The sequence below is a fragment of the Caulobacter segnis genome (assembly GCF_019931575.1).
GTDB lineage: Bacteria > Pseudomonadota > Alphaproteobacteria > Caulobacterales > Caulobacteraceae > Caulobacter > Caulobacter segnis_C.
Window position 1 is genome coordinate 3,224,484 of record NZ_CP082923.1, and the last position, 19,751, is coordinate 3,244,234.

Consider the following 19,751-nt stretch of genomic DNA (forward strand, 5'->3'; position numbering starts at 1 on the left):
CTGGCGTAGAGTAAGAGCCATGAACGCTTTCGATCGAGATCTCGGCAAGTCCGACGGCCTGGCCGTCCTGCACTATGGCGACGGCGAATACGCCGTGCTCAGCCCCGGCCGCTTCGTGCTGTGCGCCGTGACCAACAAGCAGATCCCGCTGGAGGCCCTGCGCTACTGGAGCCCCGAGCACCAGGAAGCCTATGCCGGTCCCGCCGAGGCGCTGAAGCGTTGGCAGCAGGCCTGAGCCGCCGCGCGGTCCTGGCCGCGCTTCCGCTCTCCACCACCTTCGCCGGCCTGCCCCCTCCTGGCGGAGCCCGGGCCGCGACGCCGGCGCTTTCCTTGTCTGGCGCGTTCGTCCAGGGCGGCTACGCGGTCGGCCGCACCACGCCCCGCGCGCTGGTCGATGTCGACGCACAGGTGCTGACCACCGCCTCGGCCGACGGCTGGTTCGTGGTCGGCTTCGATCGCGACGCTCCGCCCGCCAGCACGCTGACCGTGACCACCCTGGATGGCTCAGCCGCGCGCGAGGCGACGATCGCGGCGGGCGACTTCGACATCCAGCGCATCGACGGCCTGCCGCCCGAACAAGTGACGCCGACCGATCCGGCCCTGCTGGAGCGCATCGCCGCCGAAAACCTGCGCAAGCAGGCCGGCTTCGCCAGCCTCGCCGACATCGAAGGTTTCCGCAGCGGATTCATGCTTCCGGTTGTGGGCGCCCGACGCTCGGCCCGGTTCGGCGGCCAGCGCATCCTCAATGGCGAACCCAAGCGTCCCCATTTTGGGGTTGATCTGGCGACGCCGGTAGGCACGCCGGTGAGCGCCCCGGCCGACGGCCTGATCGCCTTCGCCGAGACCGGACTGCACTACGAGGGCGGTCTGGTCCTGGTCGGTCACGGCCAAGGTCTGATTACCGCCTATCTGCACCTGTCGAAAATCCTTGTTTCAGCAGGGACTTACGTTCGACAGGGCCAGCTGATCGCCGAGACCGGCCAGGAAGGTCGGGCCACCGGCCCACATCTGTGCTGGCGGATGAAGTGGCGCGGCCGCAACCTAGACCCGTCGCTGCTGGTCGGCGCGGGGCCGTTCCAAAGCTGAAATTCCACGAATTCGCCCCTGGCGAGAATTACAATCATTCGCTAGCTATGCCGTCGTTGTCGGAATGGGGACGTCGCAGGGGAGCGACGCTCGCGGTTCCGATCTTCCCGCGAGATCCTTGAGGAGGCGGCTCCCGCATGTCGGCGGCGCTCGAAAAGCTGCGCTTTTTGCTGGTGGACGACAACCAGCACATCCGGTCGATCGTCGCGGCGATCCTGAAGGGTGTGGGGGTCAGGCACATCCGTGAAGCCATGGATGGGGCCGAGGGCCTGCAGATCCTGCGCGACTGGCAGACCGACATCGCCATCGTCGACTTCAAGATGGCGCCGCTGGACGGGGTGCAGTTCACCCAGCTGGTCCGCAACTCGCCCGACAGCGTCGACCCGTTCCTGCCGATCATCATGCTGACCGGCTTCGCCGAGCGTCACCGCGTGTTCGAGGCCCGCGACGCGGGCGTCACCGAGGTGGTCGTCAAGCCGGTGACCGCCCGCTCGCTGCTGGATCGGATCAACACGGTGATCTATCACCCGCGGCCCTTCATCCGGTCGCCGGACTATTTCGGCCCGTGCCGTCGCCGCCGGGTCGACCCCAGCCACACCGGCCCCTTCCGCCGCGCGGGCGAGAAGGACGAGCCGAACGACATGGTCGAGATCTAGGCGCCCTCGCCCGCCCCCGCCGCGCGCTCGCGTTCGGCCAGTTCCGCATAGACCTCGTTGGGCCAGCGGCGGTGGACCCAGAACCACTCGGCCGGCCGCTCGCGGATGCGCTCTTCCATGAAGGCGTTGATCATCCGCACGCCAGCCTCGATGTCGGCCGTGCGGTCGCCGGTGCTGGGCGGGACGATCGGATCGTGGACCACCGCCCGGAAGCGCGCGCCCTTCAGGCGCTGCACCGACATCGGCTGCAGCACCGTGCCAAAACGGATCGCCAGTCGCGTCGGCCCCGGCGCGGTGCGGGCGTCATGGCCGAAGAACGGCGCGGCCACGCCGCTGTTGAACTTCTGGTCGTTCATCAGGGCCACGGAACTGCCCTTCTTCATGCCTTCCAGCAGCTCGCGGGCCCCGTCGCCGCCCTTGGGCGCGAACAGGCGCACGCCGTAGCGGAAGCGGCTGTCCTTGATGCGCTTGTCGACATAGGGATTGTTGGCCGCGCGATAGGTCATCTCGCAGACCACGCCGCTGTCGACGATGGCCGCCGGCATCACTTCCCAGTTCGACAGGTGCCCCGAGACGAACACCACCGGGATCTTCTTCTCGGCGATCTCGGCCAGGCGCTCCTTGTTGACCACTTCCACCCGGCCGGTGGACGGCAGGATCTTGTCCATCAGCGGAAACTCGGCGAACGAGCGGCCCAGGCCATCCCACTGCTCGCGCAGCATGGTCGCGCGCCAGGCCGCGTCCTTTTCCGGGAAGGCCAGCTTCAGGTTCCGGGTGGCGACCTTGTGCGCGCCGCTCAATGGCCCGAAGGTGCGGCCCAGCCAGCCGCCGAAATCCGAGGCGCGGTCCACGCCCATCAGGCGCACGGCCCCGATGAAGAGGTCGAAGCCCAGGGCCTCCAACCGCCACAGCAGATCCTGAACCCAAGGCTGACGCTTATCCGACATGCCTCCTTACTAGGTTAGCTGGCCCGTATCGCGCAACGGCGCCCGGAACCCCTGAGCGCGCGTCAGCCGGCGAAACCGCGCGCGCGTTCACTAAACCCGCCCCCGCGCGGCACGTGAATTGCGGCCGAGGGCTCAGGCCGTTCCGTTTCGGGACGGCCCGAGTTGAACTAGGGGGCACGGCTTCATGAGTAGCAATATCGACGTCCATCTCGGTAAGCGTCTTCGCCGCCGCCGGCGTCTGCTGGGCCTCACCCAGCAACAGTTGGCCGGCACGGTGGGCGTCCGGTTCCAGCAGATCCAGAAGTACGAGTGCGGCGCCAACCGCATCTCCGCCGCGCGCCTGTGGCAGCTGTCCGAGGCCCTGGAGGTGCCGGTCGGCTACTTCTACGACGGCCTGTCGGACGCGCGCCAGGAAACGACCGGCGAGGCGGCCGAGGGCGGCGAGATGTTCGCCCGCAAGGAAACGCTGGACCTGATCCGCGCCTACTACCTGCTGGGCGAGCGTCCGCGCCGTCGCCTGCTGGACCTGGCCAAGTCGCTGAACGGCGGCCCCGAGCATGCCGACGCCTGATCACGGTAGCGCCCCCGAGGCGGGGAGGCTAAACCCCGCCCATGACGCTTTCCGCTGATCGGCTCACGGCGCTCGACGCCTTCATCATCGACCTAAACCGGGCCTCGGCGGAGGTGATCCTGCCGCTGTTCCGGGCCGACCACGGCCTGGAGGACAAGGGGGCGGGCAAGAACCTCCCGCGCGACACCCACGCGGCCTTCGACCCGGTGACCGAGGCCGACCGCGGCGCCGAGGCGGCGATCCGCCGGCTGATCGGCGAGCGGTTCCCCGAGCACGGCGTGATCGGCGAGGAATATGGCGAGGATCGCCCCGACGCCGAGTTCGTCTGGGTGCTGGACCCCATCGACGGCACGCGCGCCTTCATCTCCGGCCTACCCCTATGGACCACCCTGATCGGCCTGCGCCACCAGGGTCGCCCGGTGCTGGGCTCCATCGGCCAGCCCTATGTCGGCGAGGTCTTCGTGGGCCACGCCGGCGGCTCGCGCCTGCTGTCGCGCGGCGGGGAAACGCCGATCCGCGTGCGCGCGTGCGCCAACCTCAACGACGCCGTCATCGCCACCACCGACGCCGACGCCTGTTTCGACGGCGCCGAGCGCGGCGCCTGGCTGCAGGTGCGCGCGGCTTCCAAGCTGGCCCGCCTGGGCTGCGACGCCTACGCCTACGCCATGGTCGCCATGGGCAAGATGGACATGGTCATCGAGGCGGGCCTGAAGTCCTGGGACATCGAGGCCGCCATCCCCCTGGTCGAGGGCGCCGGCGGCTTGGTCACCAACTGGCGCGGCGAGCCCGTCGGCCCGAACGGCGGCCAGATGGTCATCTCCGGTGACCGCCGCCCGCTGGACGAGGCCCTGGTCAGTCTGAGGCGTTCGGCGAAATAAGCGGTTCCTTCGGCGCGATCGGATCGACCGTCTCGTCGAAGGCGCGCCAGAAGATCGCCCGGCGCGGGTCGGTCTCGATCAGGATCTCGTGGAAGGCGCCCGGGACCTCCACGTAACGGCCTTTCGGGATGCGGTTGGCGATCGATTCCGCGTCGGCGTTCAGCACCCGGTTGTCCAGCTCGGCGGCGGCGATGGTCACCGGGATGGAGATCGCCTCCACGCCCTTGCTCCGCCGCAGCCAGGCGCAGGCCGAGATGGCGAAATCGGCCCAGCCCCAGGTCATGCCGCCCAGGGCGATCTCGGGATTGGCCCGCAACTGGGCCTGATAGCGGTCGTAGCGGGTCTCGTCGTGGGTCAGGCCATCGCCCTGAAAGGTCTGGACCAGCGGATCATAGGCGGCCGACACATACTCGCCGGCCAGGCCGACACGCGACATCGTCCAGGCCAGGGGCTTGGCCAGCCACGGCGGCACGCCGGCGCTGTTGAGGCCCAGCATCGGCGCGGACAGCACGGCCGCCGAGAATCGCGCCTCGCCATGGGCCAGGGCCAGCATGGTCAGGCAGCCGCCCATGGAGTGGCTCAGGGCGATCCACGGCTTGGGCATGCGGGCCTCGAACGCGTCGAGCAGCGCCTTGTAGTCGGACAGGAAGGTCTTGAAGCCCCGGGCGTGGCCCTTCAGGCGGTCGGGAAGGCCTCGGGCCGAAAGCCCCTGCCCTCGCCAGTCGTGCAGCAGCACGGCGAAGCCGCAGCTTAGGAGGTCCTCGACGACCTCGAAATACTTCTCGATCGGCTCGCTGCGTCCGGGGCTGAGCACCACCGAACCTCGGGGCGGGCCTGGCGGAAAGAACGTCGCGGCGCGGAGGGTCGCCCCATCCGCGCCGCGAAACCATTCGGCCTTACCGTTGTCGGGAACCGGAGCCTCGGGAATCGAGACCAGAAGCGCCGGTGTCTCCGTCATGCTCGGCTTAGCGCATCTTGGCGAACAGGGCGCCCATCTTGGGCTGCAGGGCCATGGCGGCGCCCATGTCCGACAGCTTCAGCTTGCCGGTCATGACGGCCATGGTCGGGTCCAGCGAACCGGCGCCGATGGCCAGCAGATCGTCCAGGCTGAGCGTCATGGTCAGGTCGGCCGGCTTGTCTTCGTTCGTCACCGAGCCGCCGTCGATGTGGATGACGCCGGCGTCCTTCAGGTCGAACTTCAGGCTCTTGCCCAGACCGCTGTCGTCGCCGACGGCGGCTTTGATGCGATCGGTGACTTCCTGAATAGTGGCCATGAGCGCGATCTCCCTCTGCGCGATGTCGTGTTGCGGATAGCTAGACCGGGCCGCCCGGTTAAGTAAACAGCGTTCAGACGACCCAGGGTCTTATTTCTTCCCGTCATAGAAGGCGACCTTAGTCGGGGTTCTTGTCAACTTTACCCGTACGGCGCCCTGGTGGTCGGCCGGGCGGAAATAGGGAAATTCGTTGACCTTCGGCAACGGCGCGCTATGGCCGTCGGCGAAGGCGATCATCCCACTTTCGGCCTTGGGAAAGACGACGCCGGTCATCTTCGGGGCCATGAAGGCCGCCACGCCAGCGGCCTTCCCGATAACGGTGTTGGCCTCGGTCACCGTCGCCGCCAACTCGCGCGCGTCATAGTCCTGCGCCGGCTTCAGCTGGGTGCCAAAAGTCATCATCGAGCCCATCTTCCAGCCCACGGGCACGTCGAACACGATGGCTGGATCGCCCTCCAGCTGGGCCAGGGTCGGCAGGCGCTCGAAATAACCCTCGCCGTCGACCGGCAGCGGCGTGCGCGCGCCGCCGCGCTCGACCAGGGTGGCTTTGAGGTTCGGCAGCATCTGGCCATCGTGGCGGACCGCATAGGTCAGCTTCAGGCGCGAGCGTTCGGCGGCGGGCACCTTCAGGAACTTGTCCAGGAACGGCAGCACCTTGGTCGCCTGGGCCGACTTCTCGGCGAAGGCCGGACCGGCGGTCGCGGCCAGCACGGCGGCCAGGATCAGCGCGAGCGGCCGACTCATTTCGGCTTCACGAACTTGAGGGTCATGCGGTCGCTCTCCCCGATGGCGTCGTACTTGGCGTGGTCGAAGCCCGGCTCGGCCGGCTCGCCGCGAGGCGCCGACAGGCGCGTGGGCGGCAGGGTCCAGACGCCGAACGGATGGTCCTTGGTGTCCTTGGGATTGGCGTTGATCTCGCTGGTCCCGGCCAGGACGAACCCCGCCTCCTTGGCCATCTGGATCACGTAGTCCTGCTGGACATAGCCGTCGGCCGCCAGCACGTCCTGGACCTTGCCCGGTTCGCCGCGATGTTCCTCGATACCCAGGACCCCGCCCGGCTTCAGGGCCGCCAGGGCGTCCTTGAAAGCCTTCTCGGCGATGCCGCCGGCCATCCAGTTGTGCAGGTTGCGCAGGAAGAGAACGAGATCCGCCGTCCCCGCCGGCGCGACCGGGCCGCTGGTCGGTCCGAAGGCGGTGAAGGTCACGTCGCCATAGACCCGCTTCTTCTCGGTCAGCTTGCGGCGATAGCCCTCTACGATCTCGGCGGCGGCCGGATCGGAGGGGTCGTTGGTCTGCAGCACGGCCTCGTAGAGCTTGCCCTTGGTGTCGGCCAGATAGGGCGCGAGGATGTCGGTGTACCAGCCCGCGCCGGGCCAGAACTCGACCACGGTCTGGCCCGGCGCCAGCCCCCAGAACTTCAGGCTCTCGACCGGATGGCGCCAGACGTCGCGGGCGCGGTCGGCGGGTGACCGCCAGTCGCCGGCCACCGCCGCCTCGATCGTCTTCGATCCAGCCTTGTCGGCCGCCTTGGCCTCGGGCTTGGCGGGATCGTTCTTCCGGCCGCAGGCGGTGAGCCCGAACGCGCCGACGCTCGCCAGGACTCCGCGCCGCGACCAATACTGAGCTGGAACCATCATCCCCCCGTTACGCGTACGCCAGCGTGTCCGCCGACCTTGGCCAAAGTCAGGCCGGCCCGATCAGGCTGGCCAGGATCAGGCGGGCCAGGATCAGGCGGGCCAGGATCAGGCGGGCTTGCGGAAGCGCAGGGTCATGCGGTCGCTCTCGCCGATCGCCTCGTACTTGGCGCGGTCGAAGCTCGGGTCGGCCGGCTGACCGCCCGGCGCGGTGCGGCGGGTGGGCGGCAGGGTCCAGACACCGAACGGATGGTCCTTGGTGTCCTTGGGGTTGGCGTTGATCTCGGACTGGGCGTCCAGCTTGAAGCCGGCCTTCTCGGCGATGGCGATCACCGTGGCGGTGTTCAGGTAGCCGTCGGCGCCGGCGGCCTTCTCCGAGCGCGGATCGGCGCGATGGTCCTCGACGGCCAGGACGCCGCCCGGCTTCAGCACCGCGAAGAAGTCGGCGAACACCTTGTCGGCCATGCCCGGCTGGACGGTCCAGTTGTGGACGTTGCGGGCGGTGAGAACGAGATCGGCGGAGCTGGGCGCGCCCAGCGGGCCCGACTGGGCGCCAAAATTGACGAACTGCGGCTTGCCGTACTTGGCGGCGTCCGAGAACCGGGCCTCGAAGTCGGCGCGGCCCTTTCGAGCCCCCTCGGATAGTTTCGGGTTCGACAGGTCGGCGACGCCGGCGACATAGATCCCCCCCGTGGCCTTGGCGTACGGCGCCAGGATCTCGGTCCAGTAGCCGCCGCCGGGCGAGATCTCGATCACGGTCTGCTGGGGCTTCAGCCCCCAGAACGACAGGCTCTCGACCGGGTGGCGCGCCCCGTCGCGGGCGACATCGCCCGCCGGGCGGGTCGGCGAGGCGACGGCGGCCTTCAGGGCCGGGTCCGTCGACGCGAAGGCGGCAGGCGCGGAAAGGGTCAGGGTGGCGGCGAGCAGCAGGACGTGGCGGCGAAGCGGCATGGGAATGTGTCCTTCGACGAGTTGATGCGCCGCGACCTTAGCCGGGGCTGACGGTGCGTCAAACGATTCAGATTTTCCGCTTCGACGCCCCTTGAACCCCAAAATCCGCTCACCAACTAGTTTCACGAAGGCGCTGGAAACCCGGGCCTTCCGGACCACCTGGCGATGCCGATTTCGGGTCGCCGACGGGACGAACATTCAAAGACCTTGCTTGATGAGAAGGATCTGACCCCATGCGTACGATCGACCTTTCGCCCCTGTACCGCTCGCTCGTCGGCTTCGACCGCCTCGCCGACCAGCTGGACGCCGCCGCCCGCACCGAAGCGGCCTCGGGCTATCCCCCCTACAACATCGAACGCACCGGCGAGAACGACTACCGCATCGAGATCGCGGTGGCCGGTTTCAAGCCGGATGAACTGAACGTCGAGGTGAAGGAAAACCTGCTGACCGTCACCGGTCGCAAGGCCGCCAACGATGGCGACGCCAAGCAGTACCTGCATCGCGGGCTCGCCGAGCGTAACTTCGAGCGCAAGTTCCAGCTGACCGACTACCTCGTGGTGGTCGACGCCGATCTGTCGAACGGCCTGCTGTCGATCGCGCTGAAGCGTGAACTGCCGGAAGCCCTGAAGCCCCGCACGGTGGAGATCAAGTCGAGCGCGCCGTCGACCCTGATCGAAGGCGAAAAGGCCGCCTAACCGGCGGCCCTGTTCCTAGTCTCCCCTAATCCCCTCTGAACTTGGGCGGCGTCGAAAGGCGCCGCCTTTTTCATGCCCAGAGGTCTAGTCGGGCATCGAGAGGTCCAGGCCCTGGACCTGGTTCAGGTCGACCTCGCGGAAGCTGGCTCTGGCCACGCGCGCGCCGGTGAAGTCCGCGCCGCGCAGGTCGGCGCCGTCCAGCATCGCCTCGCTGAGGTCCGCCGTCTGGACCAGGGCATAGCGCAGGCGGGCCGATTGCAGGCTGGCCCGGGTCCGGCGATCGGGCCCCAGCGGCAGCGGCGACAGGAACGCCTGGCGCAGGTCGGCCTTGGTCAGGTTGGCGCCGGTCAGCTTGGCGCCACGCAGGTCCGCGCCGCGCAGATTGGCCGTACGCAGGTCGGCGTTCTGAAGGTTCGCGCCCTGCAGCTGGGCGCCGGAGAGGTCCAGGCCGACCATGCAGGCGCCCTTGGCGCTCATGGCCGTCAGGCGCAGGCCCCTCAGCTTGTCGCCCAGCGGGCGCAGGTCCTCGCCGTCCAGGCGGGCGGCCGCGCCCTCCTTGCCGCCGGTCTGGCACCAGCGCTGATTGTCAAGGCAGCGCTGATAGAGCTCCTGCGCCTTGGCCAGGGCCTCGCGGGTCGAGGTCTTCAGCGCGCCGTCCATGCTGGCGCCGCCGACGCGGGCGGTGGAGGTGTCGACATTGGCCATCACCGCGCCGGAGAGGTTCGCGCCCTCCAGGTTCGCGCCCTTGACGTCGGCCCCGTCGAGGATCGCCCCGACCAGGTTGGCTTCCTTGAGGTTGGCACCCGACAGCTTGGCGCCGCGCAGCGAACAGTCGCTGAAGTCGGCCTTGAACGCCGAGACGCCCTCGAACTGCGAGCCGTCCAGGGTGGCGCCCGAGAAGTTGACCTCGTCCACCTCGCCCTGACGGGTCTCGTGGCGAAGGGTGTCGAGACCCTTGCGCGGATGGGGAATGGCCACCTGACCTTCGCGGAAGTCGGCCTGGGTCAGGTCGGCCTGGGCCAAGTTGGCGCCGCGCAGGCAGGCGCCGCGCAGGTCGGCGCGGACCAGCGAGGCCTGGCGCATGTCGCTCTTGCGCAGGTCGCTGCCGAACAGGCTGGCGCGGTCCAGCTTGGTGCGCACCATGCGGCAGCCTTCCAGGATCGAGGCGGACAGGTCCGCGTCGGTCAGATTCCGGAACGACAGATCAAGGCCCGACAGCTGCAAAAAGCGTAGGGAGGCCCGTTTGCCGCCCTGCTTGCCGGTAACGAATTTCTCGTGCGCCGTTACGATCATGTCGAGCTCGGCTTGGCTCAGGCGACGACGCCCGGCCACGCTTTGCGCGGCGTTCATAACGCTTTCCCCGTGGAGTTCTTTTATCAGTTGCGCGGGAGCGTAACGGCGATCGACGAGCGAACCGTTAAGCCCGCGTCGCTTTGTCGCGAAATATCAGATCACGTCTTCCAGGCCGCGCGCGCCCAGGCGGATCGCGCCGGTCAGGTCGATGTCGCGGAGCTGGGCCCCGGTGAAATTGGCGCGCGAGATGTCCGCCCCGGTCAGGCGGGCCTGGCGCAGGTCGGCGCGGGCCAGATCGGCGTTGGCCAGGATGGCCCCGGTCAGGTCGACGGGCAGCACGCGGTCAGCGGCGATCAGCAACGGGCCCAGCTGGGCGTCGCGCAGATCCGAGCCCGCCAGCTTGGCGCCCTTCAGCCGCGCCCCGCGCAGGTCGGCCCGGCGCAGGTTGCAGGCCCGCAGGTCCGCGCCCTCCAGCTGGGCGCCCTGCATCTGCACGCCCTCCATGTCGAGGCCGTAGAACACCGCCGCCTTGGCCGACAGGGCCGTCAGGTTATAGCCGCGGATCGAGCGCAGGTTACGCAGGTCGGCCTTGTCGAACACCGACGGCTTGCCCTCGACGCCGCCCGTGTCGATCCACCGCGCGTGGTCGGCGATCATCTGCTCGTAGGGCAGGTCCGAGACGCTCTTGCCCGACGGCTTGTCGGTCAGGGCGCCTTCCATGTTGGTGTCGTTGATGTTCCACGACATCGTCTTGACGCCGACCAGCACGGTGTTGCGCAGGTCCGCGCCGGTCAGGTTGGCGCCCGACAGGTCGGCGCCGGCCAGGTTGGCCCCGTTGAAATTGGCCTGCTTGAGATTGGCGCGGACCAGCTTGGCGTCCTTGAGGATCGCGTCGCTGAAGTCGGCCTTGGTGGCGACGATGCCCGACAGGCGCGAGCGCTCGAGATTGGCGCCCGAGAGGTTGGTGCTGGAAGCGTAGGCCTCGCGCTGGGTCAGCTCGATGACCTTGTAGCCTTCCTTGCGGTCGGCGGCGGCGATCGTGCCTTCGCGCAGGTCGGCCTCGAACATGTCGGCGCCGGTGAGGTTGGCGCCCCGCAGGCTGGAGCCGCGCAGGTCGGCGCGGCGCAGGCTGGCGTCCGTCAGGTCCGCCCCCTGCATGTCGGCGCCGTAGCAGTTGGCGTTGTCCAGCTTGGTCTTGCGCAGGTCGCAGCCGACCATGACCGCGCCGGTGAAATCGGCGTCGCACAGGTTACGGCCCGTCAGCGAGAGACCGGAAATATCGCAGAAGGCGAAGACGGCGCGCGCGCCGCCCATCCGGGCCGACCACAGGCGGTCGTGCTTGGCGCAGATGAGATCAACATCCTGCTGCGTCAGGCGCTTGTAGTCCTGTGTCGTCGGCGCGGCGGCGCTCATGGCAGGCCTGGAATCCCAAAGTGAGGGTTCACCATGCACCGGCCAAAATTAACGTCGTCTTTCCAAGGGCTTCTGGTGAAGCTTGAAAATTAACCGACTTGCGGAAGAGCCTCGGCGCGCTTCTCGTCCAGGTAGCGCGCGCTGGTGGGCTTCAGGTTCGCATCCAGCTCGATGACTAGCGGGTTGCCGGTCGGGATCTCGACGCCGACGATCTTGTCGTCCGGCACGTTGAACAGGTGCTTGACGATGGCGCGCAGCGAGTTGCCGTGGGCGGCGATCAGCAGGGTCTCGCCGGCCTTCAGGTGCGGGGCGATATCGCTTTCCCAGTACGGCAGCACCCGGACCAGGGTCGTGGCCAGGCTCTCGGTCGAGGGCAGGTCCGCGCCCTTGTAGCGACGGTCCTTGCTGAAGTCGTACTCGCCGCCCGGGGCCAGTTCCGGCGGCGGCACGTCGTACGAGCGACGCCAGATGGTGACCTGGGCCTCGCCGTGCTTCTCGGCGGTCTCGGCCTTGTTCAGGCCGGTCAGGCCGCCGTAGTGGCGCTCGTTCAGACGCCAGTCCTTGGTCACCGGCACGAACGATTGCTTGGCGGCGTCCAGGGCCAGGTTGCCGGTGCGGATGGCGCGGGTCTGGACCGAGGTGAACAGGTGGTCGATCTGGATGCCGGCCGCCGCGATCAGCTCGCCGCCCTTGCGGGCCTGGGCCTCGCCCTCGGCGGTCAGGTCGACGTCGACCCAGCCCGTGAAGCGGTTTTCCAGGTTCCACTGGCTTTGGCCATGGCGGAGCAGGACGAGCGTCGGCATCGGGCTTCCTTCGTAGATCGGGCGAATGTCAGGCGCGGGCTAAGGCCAGCCGACGGCAGCGTCAAGCACGGAAGCCGTCTTTAGCCTCGCCCTTCGCCTTCATCGCCCCTCCCCCGCGCCGCCGCCCGTGCTATAGGCGGGCCATGCCTGATCGCATCTTCATGCCGCTGATGGGGCTGATCGCCCTGGCCTTGATCACCTTCTCGCTCGTCTGGCCGCAAGGCCAGGGCGACCGCTCCTGGGGCCCGTTCGGCCATACGCCTGAGCAGCAGACGCCCGAGATGAAGGCCAGGATCCAGCGTGAGAAGGACGCCGCCACCCGTCGCGACGCGGCGGCCAAGAAGGCCGTCGAGGCCTCGACCCCGCTGCCGCAATGAGCGCCTTCGACGCCGTCGCGGTCGCCCGCCGCGTGCTGAGCATCGAGGCCGACGCCCTGGCCACGCTGTCCGAGTCGCTGGGCGAGGCCTTCGCCCGAGCGGTCGAGACGATGTTCGACGCCAAGGGCCGCATCGTCTGCACCGGCATGGGCAAGTCCGGCCACGTGGCGCGCAAGATCGCCGCCACCCTGGCCTCGACCGGCACCCAGGCCATGTTCGTCCACCCCGCCGAGGCCTCGCACGGCGACCTCGGCATGATCGGTCCTGACGACGTGGTGCTGGCGCTGTCGAAGTCGGGCGAGGCGCGCGAGCTGTCGGACGTCATCGCCTATGCGAACCGGTTCTCGATCCCGCTGGTCGCCATGACCGCCTTCTCGGACAGCCAGTTGGGACGCGGCGGCGACATCGTGCTGCTGCTCCCGGACGCGCCGGAGGCCACGGCGGAAGTCAGCGCCCCCACCACCTCGACCACCCTGCAGATCGCCCTGGGCGACGCCCTCGCCGTGGCCCTGCTGGAGCGGCGCGGCTTCACGGCCAGCGACTTCCGCGTCTTCCATCCCGGCGGCAAGCTGGGCGCGATGCTGCGCACGGTCGCCGACCTGATGCATGGCGACGGCGAGCTGCCGCTGATCGCCGCCGACGCCCCGATGCCCGCCGCGCTGCTGGTGATGAGCGAAAAGCGCTTCGGCGCGGTCGGCGTCGTCGATCCCGCGGGCCGCCTGGCCGGCCTGATCACCGACGGCGACCTGCGTCGCCACATGGACGGCCTGCTTCAGCACACCGCCGGCGAGGTCATGACGCGCGGTCCGCTGACGATCGCCCCCGGCGCCCTGGCCGCCGAGGCCCTGAAGATCATGAACGAGCGCCGCATTACCGTCCTGTTCGTGGTGGAAGCCGACCGCCCCGTCGGCGTGCTGCATGTCCACGACCTGCTCCGCGCCGGCGTGATCTGAAGTCCGCGTAAGCGCCGCCCGCCGATCGGGCGGCGTCTTTCTGACCCAAGCGAGTCTCCGATGTTCACCGCTCCCCGCGCCGATCTGGTCGCGAACACCGCCGCCTATGAGAACGAACCGCTGGTCAAGGCGACCGGCTTTCGCGAATACGACGCGCGCTGGCTGTTCGGGCCGGAGATCAACCTCTTGGGCGTCCAGGCCCTGGGTCTGGGCCTGGGGACCTACATCCACGAGCTGGGCCAGTCGAGGATCGTGGTCGGCCACGACTTCCGCTCATACTCGTCGTCGATCAAGAACGCCCTGATCCTGGGCCTGATCAGCGCCGGCTGCGAGGTGCACGACATCGGCCTGGCCCTGTCGCCGACCGCCTATTTCGCCCAGTTCGACCTCGACATCCCGTGTGTGGCCATGGTCACCGCCAGCCATAACGAGAACGGCTGGACCGGCGTGAAGATGGGCGCCCAGAAGCCGCTGACCTTCGGCCCCGACGAGATGAGCCGGCTGAAGGCCATCGTGCTGGGCGCCCAGTTCGTCGAGCGCGACGGCGGCAAGCTGATCCGCGTCGAGGGCGAGGCCCAGCGCTATATCGACGACGTCGCCAAGCGCGCCAGCATCACCCGTCCGCTGAAGGTGGTCGCCGCCTGCGGCAACGGCACGGCCGGGGCCTTCGTGGTCGAAGCCCTGCAGAAGATGGGCGTCGCCGACCTCGTCCCGATGGACACCGACCTCGACTACACCTTCCCCAAATACAATCCGAACCCGGAAGACGCCGAGATGCTGCACGCGATGGCCCACGCCGTCCGTGAGACCAGGGCGGACCTGGCTTTCGGCTTCGACGGCGACGGCGACCGCTGCGGCGTGGTCGACGATGAGGGCGAGGAGGTCTTCGCCGACAAGATCGGCCTGATGCTGGCCCGCGACCTGGCTCCGCTGCATCCGGGCGCGACCTTCGTCGTCGACGTTAAGTCGACCGGCCTCTTCGCCACCGACCCGATCCTGCGAGAGCATGGCTGCAAGGTGATCTACTGGAAGACCGGCCACAGCTACATCAAGCGCAAGAGCGCCGAGCTGGGCGCCCTGGCCGGCTTCGAGAAGAGCGGCCACTTCTTCATGAACGGCGAGCTGGGGTACGGCTACGACTGCGGCCTGACGGCGGCGGCGGCCATCCTGGCCATGCTGGACCGCAATCCGGGCGTGAAGCTGTCGGACATGCGCAAGGCCCTGCCGGTGGCCTTCACCTCGCTGACCATGAGCCCCAAGTGCGGCGACGAGGTGAAGTACGGCGTCGTCGACGAGGTGGTGAAGGAATACCAGGACCTGTTCGCCGCCGGCGGATCGATCCTGGGCCGCAAGATCACCGAGGTGATCACCGTCAACGGCGTTCGCGTCCACCTGGAAGACGGCTCGTGGGTGCTGGTCCGCGCCTCGTCGAACAAGCCCGAGGTGGTGGTCGTGGTCGAGAGCACCCAGTCAGAGGACGACATGCGCGCCCTCTTCCGACAAGAGGTGAAGCCGCGCCTAGGCGACCGCGTCGGCAAATACAACCAGGAAATTTGAGCCGGCTCGCGGCCTACATAAAGCAAAGGGCCGGGGAATGATCCCGGCCCTTTCATTGTCTGAATTTCAGTCGTCAGCGCTCAGGCGCCTTGGCCGCCCGACAGCGGGTTTGGCCCCACCGTCGTTCCGCGCGCCAGGCGATGGTCCAGCTGTTCGGTCAGCCGGCTGACCTGGGCGCTCAGGTCGGTGACGTCGCCCTGCAGCTGCGCGCAACGCTGCTTCAGATAGGCGTTCTCGCGTTCAAGACGTGCGATGTCGTCCGTCATGCGGATCTCCCTGAGCTAGGACGTCCTGGTTCCGCGACGGGCCAGCGTGTCGACCGGCTTCGACGGCGGAGGGCCGCCGGTAGAGCGCGGATCGTTCAGCCCCCGAAGCGGCGAAGGCTGCGTGCCTGAATAGGTTTTCATGGCGCCACCTTGGAACGGCGATAGGCCGACCGTGATTGGCTCGGTGTGACGACGAAAAGGCGGAAAACAGGAAGCATCAGCGCCGCGGCGAGGATGCAGGCGACGGAAAGCTGGAAGAGCCAGTCCATTGGGGAGATCTCAAGCGTCGCCAAGCCCAAGCGTTGACCGCGAAGCGGTTCGCTTCCGACGGCGACTGAGCCTCATATGGGGAGCCACGGCCGCGTTTATCAGGGGGGGCCTCGATATAGCCGACCGGCTGGCGCGGGAAGCGACGTCGGGTTAGGTCACCGCCCATGATCAAACTCCGCCCTTCCCGGCCCGAGGACGGCCAACGCGTCGTCGAGATCTGGCGCGCCGCGGTCGACGCGACGCATGATTTCCTCTCGGCCGAGGACAAGGCGGCGATCGATGTCGAGGTGCGCGGTTTCCTGCCGAGCGCGCCGCTGATGCTGGCCGTCGACGACCGCGACCGCCCGCTGGGCTTCATGCTGATCGACAACGGCCACATGCAGGCGCTGTTCATCGATCCCGAGCATCGCGGCGCCGGCATTGGCGCGATCCTGATCGACTACGCCCTGGCCGTTCATCCCGTCCTGACCACCGACGTCAACGAACAGAACCAGCAGGCTGTCGGCTTCTACGAGCACATGGGCTTCGAGCGCACCGGCTGGTCGGCGACCGACGGCCAAGGCCGCCCCTATCCGCTGATCCACCTGCGCTTTGGCGTCTGAAGCGGTTTTCGGCTTAGCTGGCGGCGTTCCATCGCGAGTCGCCCCATGCGCCGTCTTCTTGCCGCCCTGACCCTGATCCTGGCGCCCGGCCTGGCCGAAGCCGCCCAGCCAATCCTGCTCAAGCCCGACCGGGTCTGGACAGCCGAGAACGCCGGCCCGCCGCGCGAAGGCTGGGCCGTGCTGGTCAAGGACGGCAAGATCGCCGCCGTCGGCCCCGCGTCTCAGATCGACGCGGCCGGCGCCGAGGTCGTCGCCCTGCCCGGCGCGACGGTGGTCCCGGGCCTGATGGACCTGCACAGCCACCTCTTCCTGCATCCCTACAATGAGACCCTGTGGGACGATCAGGTGCTGAAGGAGACGCCGACCTACCGCACCCTGCGCGCGGCGGTGCAGGCCAAGGCGACGCTGGAGGCCGGCTTCACCACCCTGCGCGACCTGGGCACCGAAGGAGTCGGCGCGGCGGACGTCCCGCTGAAGAAGGCCATCAACGACGGCCTGATCCCGGGTCCGCGCCTGTTCGTGGCGACCAAGGCCATCGTGGCCACCGGCTCGTATGGCCCGGCCCGCAAGAACTACAATCCCGAGGCCGACCTGCCCCAGGGCGCCCAGGAGGCGAGCGGCGTCCCCGAGGTGATCAAGGCCGTGCGCGAGCAGGCCGGCGCGGGCGCCGATTGGATCAAGGTCTATGCGGATTATCGGGTGGGTCCGGACGGCTCCACCCAGCCGACCTTCAGTCTCGAGGAGCTGAAGGCCCTGGTCGAGGCGGCCCATTCCAGCGGCCGGCCGGTCTCGGCCCACGCCTCCAGCGACGAGGGCATGCGCCGGGCGGTGCTGGCCGGGGTCGACACCATCGAGCACGGCTACGGCGGATCCGACGCCACCTTCAAGCTGATGGCCGAGAAGGGCGTCGTCTTCTTCCCCACCCTGACGGCGGTCGAGAGCACCTCGACCTATTTCGGCGGCTATGTCGCCGGCAAGACGCCGCCGACGGCCGCGATGACCAACGCCGAGCGGGCCTTCAAGCTGGCCGTGAAGAACGGCGTCACCATCGGCATGGGCAGCGACGTCGGGGTCTTTCGGCACGGCGACAACGCCCGCGAACTGGTCTGGCTGGTCAAGGAAGGCCTGACCCCGGCCCAGGCCCTGCTGGCCGCGACGGCGGTCGACGCCAAGGTGCTGGGCCGCGCGGGCGACCTGGGCCAGCTGAGGCCCGGCTACCTGGCCGACATCGTCGCGGTGAAGGGCGACCCGACCCAGGCGATCGAAGCGACCCGCGACGTGGTCTTCGTGATGAAGGGCGGCCAGGTCGTCCGGCGTCCCTGACGGCGGATCAGACCGGCTCTGGCCGGGGTTCCCCGTCGGCGATCGCCGTCGCCATGGCCGCGATCAATCCCAGCGCGGACAGAGGCTTGGCCACGTGTCCGGCGAACAGGTCGTCGACCGGCACGGCGGACGCGTCGGCCGAGAAGGCCAGGATCGGCCGCGTCCGGTTGGGCCCCCGCCCCTGGCGGATACGAAGGGTGGCCGTTCTTCCGTCGACGCGCGGCATGCGCAGGTCCATCAGGATGATGTCGAAGGCGCGCGCCTCGGCCTCGACCACGCCTTCGTCGCCGTCGGACGCCTCGGTCAGATCGACCTCGAACGGCGTCAGAATGGCGCGGACCAGATGCCGATTGGCGGCGTTGTCGTCCACGATCAGCACCCGGCAGCCCGGCGGCAGGCCGACCGCCGTTTGGTCCTCCTCCTCGACCGCCGGGGCCTCGACGGGGGAGGCCGGAACCTCGAACCAGAAGCGCGAGCCGGCGCCGGGCGTGCTCTCGACCCCGACCTCGCCGCCCATGGCCTCGACCAATCCCTTGCAGATGGCCAGGCCCAGCCCCGTACCGCCGGACCGGCGGGTCGAGCCGCCGTCGACCTGTGAGAAGCGCTGGAACAGCTGGCCGGACTGCTCGGCGGCGATTCCCGGCCCGGTGTCGGAAACCTCGAACACCAGGCGCGAGCCGCGGGTCTCGAAACGCGTGGCGACGATCACCGCGCCGTGGTCGGTGAACTTCACCGCGTTGCCGATCAGGTTCAGCAGGATTTGGCGCAAGCGGTCGGGGTCGGCCTCGACCAGTGGCGGCAGGTCGCCCAGGCCCACGCTCCGCAGCGCCACGCCCTTGTCGCGCGCCTGGGCGGTGAACAGTTCGACGGTCTCGCGGGTAAGCTCGGCGGGCGACATCGCCTGCGGCTTGATCTCGACCTGCCCCGCCTCGAGCTTGGAAAAATCCAGGATGTCGTTGACGGTCGCGCGCAGGGCCTTGCCGGCGTTAGCCACGCGCTGGACGTAGGCCCGGGTCTCGGCGCTGAGCTCGGGCTGCCGCTCGACCAGCTGGGTGAAGCCCAGCATGGCGGTCAGGGGCGTACGCAGCTCGTGGCTCATATTGGCCAGGAACTCGGCCTTCACGTGCGCGGCCGCCTCGGCCTCGAGCTTGAGGCGGCGGCGCTGGGCGCTGGTCGAGGCCAGCGGCAGGGCGGAGAAGATCGCGACGACCAGGAACAGCTGCAGGAACAGCGCGCGCTCGGTCAGGTCGCCGCTGACCAGGCCGATTGGTCCCGAGCCAAACGCCGTGAACACCACCGCCACGGCGCCCACAATGACCACGCCGACCGCCGCGCCAAGCACTTCCAGCTCCAGGGCCACGAAGGCCAGGACAGGCGGCAGCAGGAACAGCAGCGGATAGCGGTTCTGACCGAACACCAGCAGGGCGGTCGCGCCCAGCGCAGCCAAGGCCAGCCATCCTCGGCGAGTCAGGGGCCGTTCGGCCAGCAGTTCCCGCGCTTGGCTCAACGCCAGGAGGCATGGAACCAAGGCCATCAGGCCCAGGGCGTTGGACAGGATCCAGCTCATCGCCCGCAGCCACAGGCTGTCCACGCCCAGGACGGCGAAGGTGGCGGTGGAGATCACGCCCGAGATCAGCGGGCCGCAGACCGCGAACAGGGCCAGCAGGCCAAGGTCTCGGGGCCGGCCAATCGCGATCTCCCGCCCCACCGTCCGACGCAACGCCCAGGCGCAGAAGACATATTCGGCGGCGTTGGCGAGCATCAGGCCGCCGGCCAGGCCCGGCTTGGCCCGCAGGCAGAAGCTGGCCAGGAAGGTTCCGGTCGCCGCCGCGACGACCAGGAGCGGCCAGCGACGCGTCTCCGTGCGCAAGAGGACGGTCAGCACCACCGCGTTGGACAGCCAGATCGGCGCGCTGTGACCCAGGCGCCGGGGCAGCTCGATGCAGACATAGGCCAGGGCGAAGACCGCCAGCCCCAGCCCGAGCGCGGCCGCCAGCTCGCCTAAGCGGCTCGGGCCTGGTCGAGGTTCGGGGCGGTCGTCCATCTTTCGTCCATACTGCCGGTCACGTCTGTCTTAGCAATTAACAGGCGTCTCGGATGCGACCTTGATCACAAAGCAAAACTCGGCGCGCCGTATGCGCATGGCCCTTGGGTCCGCGCCGCGCGGCGGATAAGCAGAGCTCGCCGTTCCAAGGAGTCGCC

General features: G+C 68.7%; 23 protein-coding genes. 11 read left to right on the plus strand and 12 right to left on the minus strand.

What is annotated here, in order from left to right; translation table 11 throughout:
• Positions 1-19: 19 nt before the first annotated feature.
• From K8940_RS14820 to K8940_RS14830, 3 genes are all read left to right on the plus strand, one after another.
• Positions 20-235, plus strand: coding sequence for a DUF2093 domain-containing protein (locus K8940_RS14820; RefSeq protein ID WP_223390746.1), 216 nt, complete (start codon positions 20-22; stop codon positions 233-235).
• Positions 220-1,086, plus strand: coding sequence for a M23 family metallopeptidase (locus K8940_RS14825; protein ID WP_223390747.1), 867 nt, complete (start codon positions 220-222; stop codon positions 1,084-1,086). The genes K8940_RS14820 and K8940_RS14825 overlap by 16 nt, the downstream gene beginning before the upstream one ends.
• Before the next feature lie 137 nt (positions 1,087-1,223).
• A complete protein-coding gene (locus tag K8940_RS14830) occupies positions 1,224-1,742 on the plus strand; it encodes a response regulator (protein WP_223390748.1) in 519 nt (172 codons plus the stop codon).
• Here K8940_RS14830 and K8940_RS14835 read toward each other — a convergent pair.
• Entirely contained in the window at positions 1,739-2,689 is a 951-nt protein-coding gene (locus K8940_RS14835) for a lysophospholipid acyltransferase family protein (RefSeq protein WP_223390749.1), read from the minus strand. The genes K8940_RS14830 and K8940_RS14835 overlap by 4 nt on opposite strands.
• A 184-nt stretch (positions 2,690-2,873) precedes the next feature.
• On the opposite strand from K8940_RS14835, the gene K8940_RS14840 reads away from it, so the two are divergent.
• Positions 2,874-3,260 carry a helix-turn-helix domain-containing protein gene (locus tag K8940_RS14840; protein ID WP_223390750.1) on the plus strand — a complete coding sequence of 129 codons (387 nt, stop codon included), beginning with the start codon at positions 2,874-2,876 and terminating at the stop codon, positions 3,258-3,260.
• Positions 3,261-3,301: 41 nt separating this feature from the next.
• The gene (hisN, locus tag K8940_RS14845) at positions 3,302-4,138 is read left to right on the plus strand and encodes a histidinol-phosphatase (RefSeq protein WP_223390751.1); all 837 of its coding nucleotides are present in this window, start codon (positions 3,302-3,304) and stop codon (positions 4,136-4,138) included.
• On the opposite strand, the gene K8940_RS14850 is transcribed toward hisN, so the two are convergent.
• The 5 genes from K8940_RS14850 to K8940_RS14870 all read right to left on the minus strand — a co-directional run bounded on the left by K8940_RS14850 (position 4,113) and on the right by K8940_RS14870 (position 7,997).
• Positions 4,113-5,096, minus strand: coding sequence for an alpha/beta fold hydrolase (locus tag K8940_RS14850; RefSeq protein ID WP_223390752.1), 984 nt, complete (start codon positions 5,094-5,096; stop codon positions 4,113-4,115). The genes hisN and K8940_RS14850 overlap by 26 nt on opposite strands.
• Before the next feature lie 7 nt (positions 5,097-5,103).
• Positions 5,104-5,412 (minus strand): SCP2 sterol-binding domain-containing protein, encoded by a 309-nt coding sequence (locus K8940_RS14855; protein ID WP_223390753.1) that lies wholly within the window; start codon positions 5,410-5,412, stop codon positions 5,104-5,106.
• Between the two features lie 90 nt (positions 5,413-5,502).
• Positions 5,503-6,156, minus strand: a complete 654-nt coding sequence (locus K8940_RS14860; RefSeq protein WP_223390754.1) for a DUF2987 domain-containing protein — start codon at positions 6,154-6,156, stop codon at positions 5,503-5,505.
• Positions 6,153-7,049 (minus strand): class I SAM-dependent methyltransferase, encoded by an 897-nt coding sequence (locus K8940_RS14865; RefSeq protein ID WP_223390755.1) that lies wholly within the window; start codon positions 7,047-7,049, stop codon positions 6,153-6,155. Before K8940_RS14865 ends, K8940_RS14860 begins: the two co-directional genes overlap by 4 nt.
• 105 nt (positions 7,050-7,154) lie before the next feature.
• Entirely contained in the window at positions 7,155-7,997 is an 843-nt protein-coding gene (locus tag K8940_RS14870; RefSeq protein WP_223390756.1) for a class I SAM-dependent methyltransferase, read from the minus strand.
• A 233-nt stretch (positions 7,998-8,230) separates the two neighbouring features.
• Here K8940_RS14870 and K8940_RS14875 point away from each other — a divergent pair, with 233 nt between their 5' ends.
• Positions 8,231-8,692, plus strand: coding sequence for an Hsp20 family protein (locus K8940_RS14875; protein WP_223390757.1), 462 nt, complete (start codon positions 8,231-8,233; stop codon positions 8,690-8,692).
• A gap of 84 nt (positions 8,693-8,776) precedes the next feature.
• Here K8940_RS14875 and K8940_RS14880 read toward each other — a convergent pair whose 3' ends face one another.
• From K8940_RS14880 to gpmA, 3 genes are all read right to left on the minus strand, one after another.
• On the minus strand, positions 8,777-10,042 hold the full coding sequence (locus K8940_RS14880) for a pentapeptide repeat-containing protein (RefSeq protein WP_223390758.1): 1,266 nt from the start codon (positions 10,040-10,042) through the stop codon (positions 8,777-8,779).
• A gap of 96 nt (positions 10,043-10,138) precedes the next feature.
• Positions 10,139-11,398 (minus strand): pentapeptide repeat-containing protein, encoded by a 1,260-nt coding sequence (locus tag K8940_RS14885; protein WP_223390759.1) that lies wholly within the window; start codon positions 11,396-11,398, stop codon positions 10,139-10,141.
• 89 nt (positions 11,399-11,487) lie between these two features.
• Positions 11,488-12,201 (minus strand): 2,3-diphosphoglycerate-dependent phosphoglycerate mutase, encoded by a 714-nt coding sequence (gene gpmA, locus K8940_RS14890; protein ID WP_223390760.1) that lies wholly within the window; start codon positions 12,199-12,201, stop codon positions 11,488-11,490.
• Positions 12,202-12,362: 161 nt separating this feature from the next.
• On the opposite strand from gpmA, the gene K8940_RS14895 reads away from it, so the two are divergent.
• Genes K8940_RS14895 through K8940_RS14905 form a run of 3 tightly spaced genes read left to right on the plus strand, consistent with a single transcriptional unit; the run spans position 12,363 to position 15,088 of the window.
• On the plus strand, positions 12,363-12,578 hold the full coding sequence (locus tag K8940_RS14895; protein WP_223395872.1) for a hypothetical protein: 216 nt from the start codon (positions 12,363-12,365) through the stop codon (positions 12,576-12,578).
• Positions 12,575-13,531, plus strand: coding sequence for an SIS domain-containing protein (locus K8940_RS14900; protein WP_223390762.1), 957 nt, complete (start codon positions 12,575-12,577; stop codon positions 13,529-13,531). The genes K8940_RS14895 and K8940_RS14900 overlap by 4 nt, the downstream gene beginning before the upstream one ends.
• 60 nt (positions 13,532-13,591) lie before the next feature.
• Positions 13,592-15,088: a phosphomannomutase/phosphoglucomutase gene (locus tag K8940_RS14905; RefSeq protein WP_223390763.1), complete on the plus strand. Its 1,497-nt coding sequence runs from the start codon at positions 13,592-13,594 to the stop codon at positions 15,086-15,088.
• An 80-nt stretch (positions 15,089-15,168) separates the two neighbouring features.
• Here K8940_RS14905 and K8940_RS14910 read toward each other — a convergent pair whose 3' ends face one another.
• Both K8940_RS14910 and K8940_RS23865 read right to left on the minus strand, forming a co-directional pair.
• A complete protein-coding gene (locus tag K8940_RS14910) occupies positions 15,169-15,354 on the minus strand; it encodes an MbeD/MobD family mobilization/exclusion protein (RefSeq protein ID WP_223390764.1) in 186 nt (61 codons plus the stop codon).
• A gap of 137 nt (positions 15,355-15,491) precedes the next feature.
• Complete coding sequence (locus tag K8940_RS23865) at positions 15,492-15,623, minus strand: hypothetical protein (RefSeq protein ID WP_263285777.1); 132 nt, start codon at positions 15,621-15,623, stop codon at positions 15,492-15,494.
• Between the two features lie 165 nt (positions 15,624-15,788).
• On the opposite strand from K8940_RS23865, the gene K8940_RS14915 reads away from it, so the two are divergent.
• Positions 15,789-16,226: an acetyltransferase gene (locus K8940_RS14915; protein WP_223390765.1), complete on the plus strand. Its 438-nt coding sequence runs from the start codon at positions 15,789-15,791 to the stop codon at positions 16,224-16,226.
• A 45-nt stretch (positions 16,227-16,271) separates the two neighbouring features.
• Positions 16,272-17,549, plus strand: a complete 1,278-nt coding sequence (locus K8940_RS14920) for a metal-dependent hydrolase family protein (protein WP_223390766.1) — start codon at positions 16,272-16,274, stop codon at positions 17,547-17,549.
• 7 nt (positions 17,550-17,556) lie between these two features.
• Here the strand turns inward: K8940_RS14920 and K8940_RS14925 are convergent, their stop codons facing one another.
• Positions 17,557-19,593, minus strand: coding sequence for an ATP-binding protein (locus K8940_RS14925; protein ID WP_223390767.1), 2,037 nt, complete (start codon positions 19,591-19,593; stop codon positions 17,557-17,559).
• Positions 19,594-19,751: the final 158 nt, after the last annotated feature.

Coding starts and splice junctions, on each gene's coding strand:
- K8940_RS14820 (WP_223390746.1), top strand. CDS start 20: ATGAACGCTTTCGATCGAGATCTCGGCAAGTCCGACGGCCTGGCCGTC.
- K8940_RS14830 (WP_223390748.1), top strand. CDS start 1,224: ATGTCGGCGGCGCTCGAAAAGCTGCGCTTTTTGCTGGTGGACGACAAC.
- K8940_RS14835 (WP_223390749.1), bottom strand. CDS start 2,689: ATGTCGGATAAGCGTCAGCCTTGGGTTCAGGATCTGCTGTGGCGGTTG.
- K8940_RS14840 (WP_223390750.1), top strand. CDS start 2,874: ATGAGTAGCAATATCGACGTCCATCTCGGTAAGCGTCTTCGCCGCCGC.
- hisN (WP_223390751.1), top strand. CDS start 3,302: ATGACGCTTTCCGCTGATCGGCTCACGGCGCTCGACGCCTTCATCATC.
- K8940_RS14850 (WP_223390752.1), bottom strand. CDS start 5,096: ATGACGGAGACACCGGCGCTTCTGGTCTCGATTCCCGAGGCTCCGGTT.
- K8940_RS14855 (WP_223390753.1), bottom strand. CDS start 5,412: ATGGCCACTATTCAGGAAGTCACCGATCGCATCAAAGCCGCCGTCGGC.
- K8940_RS14860 (WP_223390754.1), bottom strand. CDS start 6,156: ATGAGTCGGCCGCTCGCGCTGATCCTGGCCGCCGTGCTGGCCGCGACC.
- K8940_RS14865 (WP_223390755.1), bottom strand. CDS start 7,049: ATGATGGTTCCAGCTCAGTATTGGTCGCGGCGCGGAGTCCTGGCGAGC.
- K8940_RS14870 (WP_223390756.1), bottom strand. CDS start 7,997: ATGCCGCTTCGCCGCCACGTCCTGCTGCTCGCCGCCACCCTGACCCTT.
- K8940_RS14875 (WP_223390757.1), top strand. CDS start 8,231: ATGCGTACGATCGACCTTTCGCCCCTGTACCGCTCGCTCGTCGGCTTC.
- K8940_RS14880 (WP_223390758.1), bottom strand. CDS start 10,042: ATGAACGCCGCGCAAAGCGTGGCCGGGCGTCGTCGCCTGAGCCAAGCC.
- K8940_RS14885 (WP_223390759.1), bottom strand. CDS start 11,398: ATGAGCGCCGCCGCGCCGACGACACAGGACTACAAGCGCCTGACGCAG.
- gpmA (WP_223390760.1), bottom strand. CDS start 12,201: ATGCCGACGCTCGTCCTGCTCCGCCATGGCCAAAGCCAGTGGAACCTG.
- K8940_RS14895 (WP_223395872.1), top strand. CDS start 12,363: ATGCCGCTGATGGGGCTGATCGCCCTGGCCTTGATCACCTTCTCGCTC.
- K8940_RS14900 (WP_223390762.1), top strand. CDS start 12,575: ATGAGCGCCTTCGACGCCGTCGCGGTCGCCCGCCGCGTGCTGAGCATC.
- K8940_RS14905 (WP_223390763.1), top strand. CDS start 13,592: ATGTTCACCGCTCCCCGCGCCGATCTGGTCGCGAACACCGCCGCCTAT.
- K8940_RS14910 (WP_223390764.1), bottom strand. CDS start 15,354: ATGACGGACGACATCGCACGTCTTGAACGCGAGAACGCCTATCTGAAG.
- K8940_RS23865 (WP_263285777.1), bottom strand. CDS start 15,623: ATGGACTGGCTCTTCCAGCTTTCCGTCGCCTGCATCCTCGCCGCGGCG.
- K8940_RS14915 (WP_223390765.1), top strand. CDS start 15,789: ATGATCAAACTCCGCCCTTCCCGGCCCGAGGACGGCCAACGCGTCGTC.
- K8940_RS14920 (WP_223390766.1), top strand. CDS start 16,272: ATGCGCCGTCTTCTTGCCGCCCTGACCCTGATCCTGGCGCCCGGCCTG.
- K8940_RS14925 (WP_223390767.1), bottom strand. CDS start 19,593: ATGGACGACCGCCCCGAACCTCGACCAGGCCCGAGCCGCTTAGGCGAG.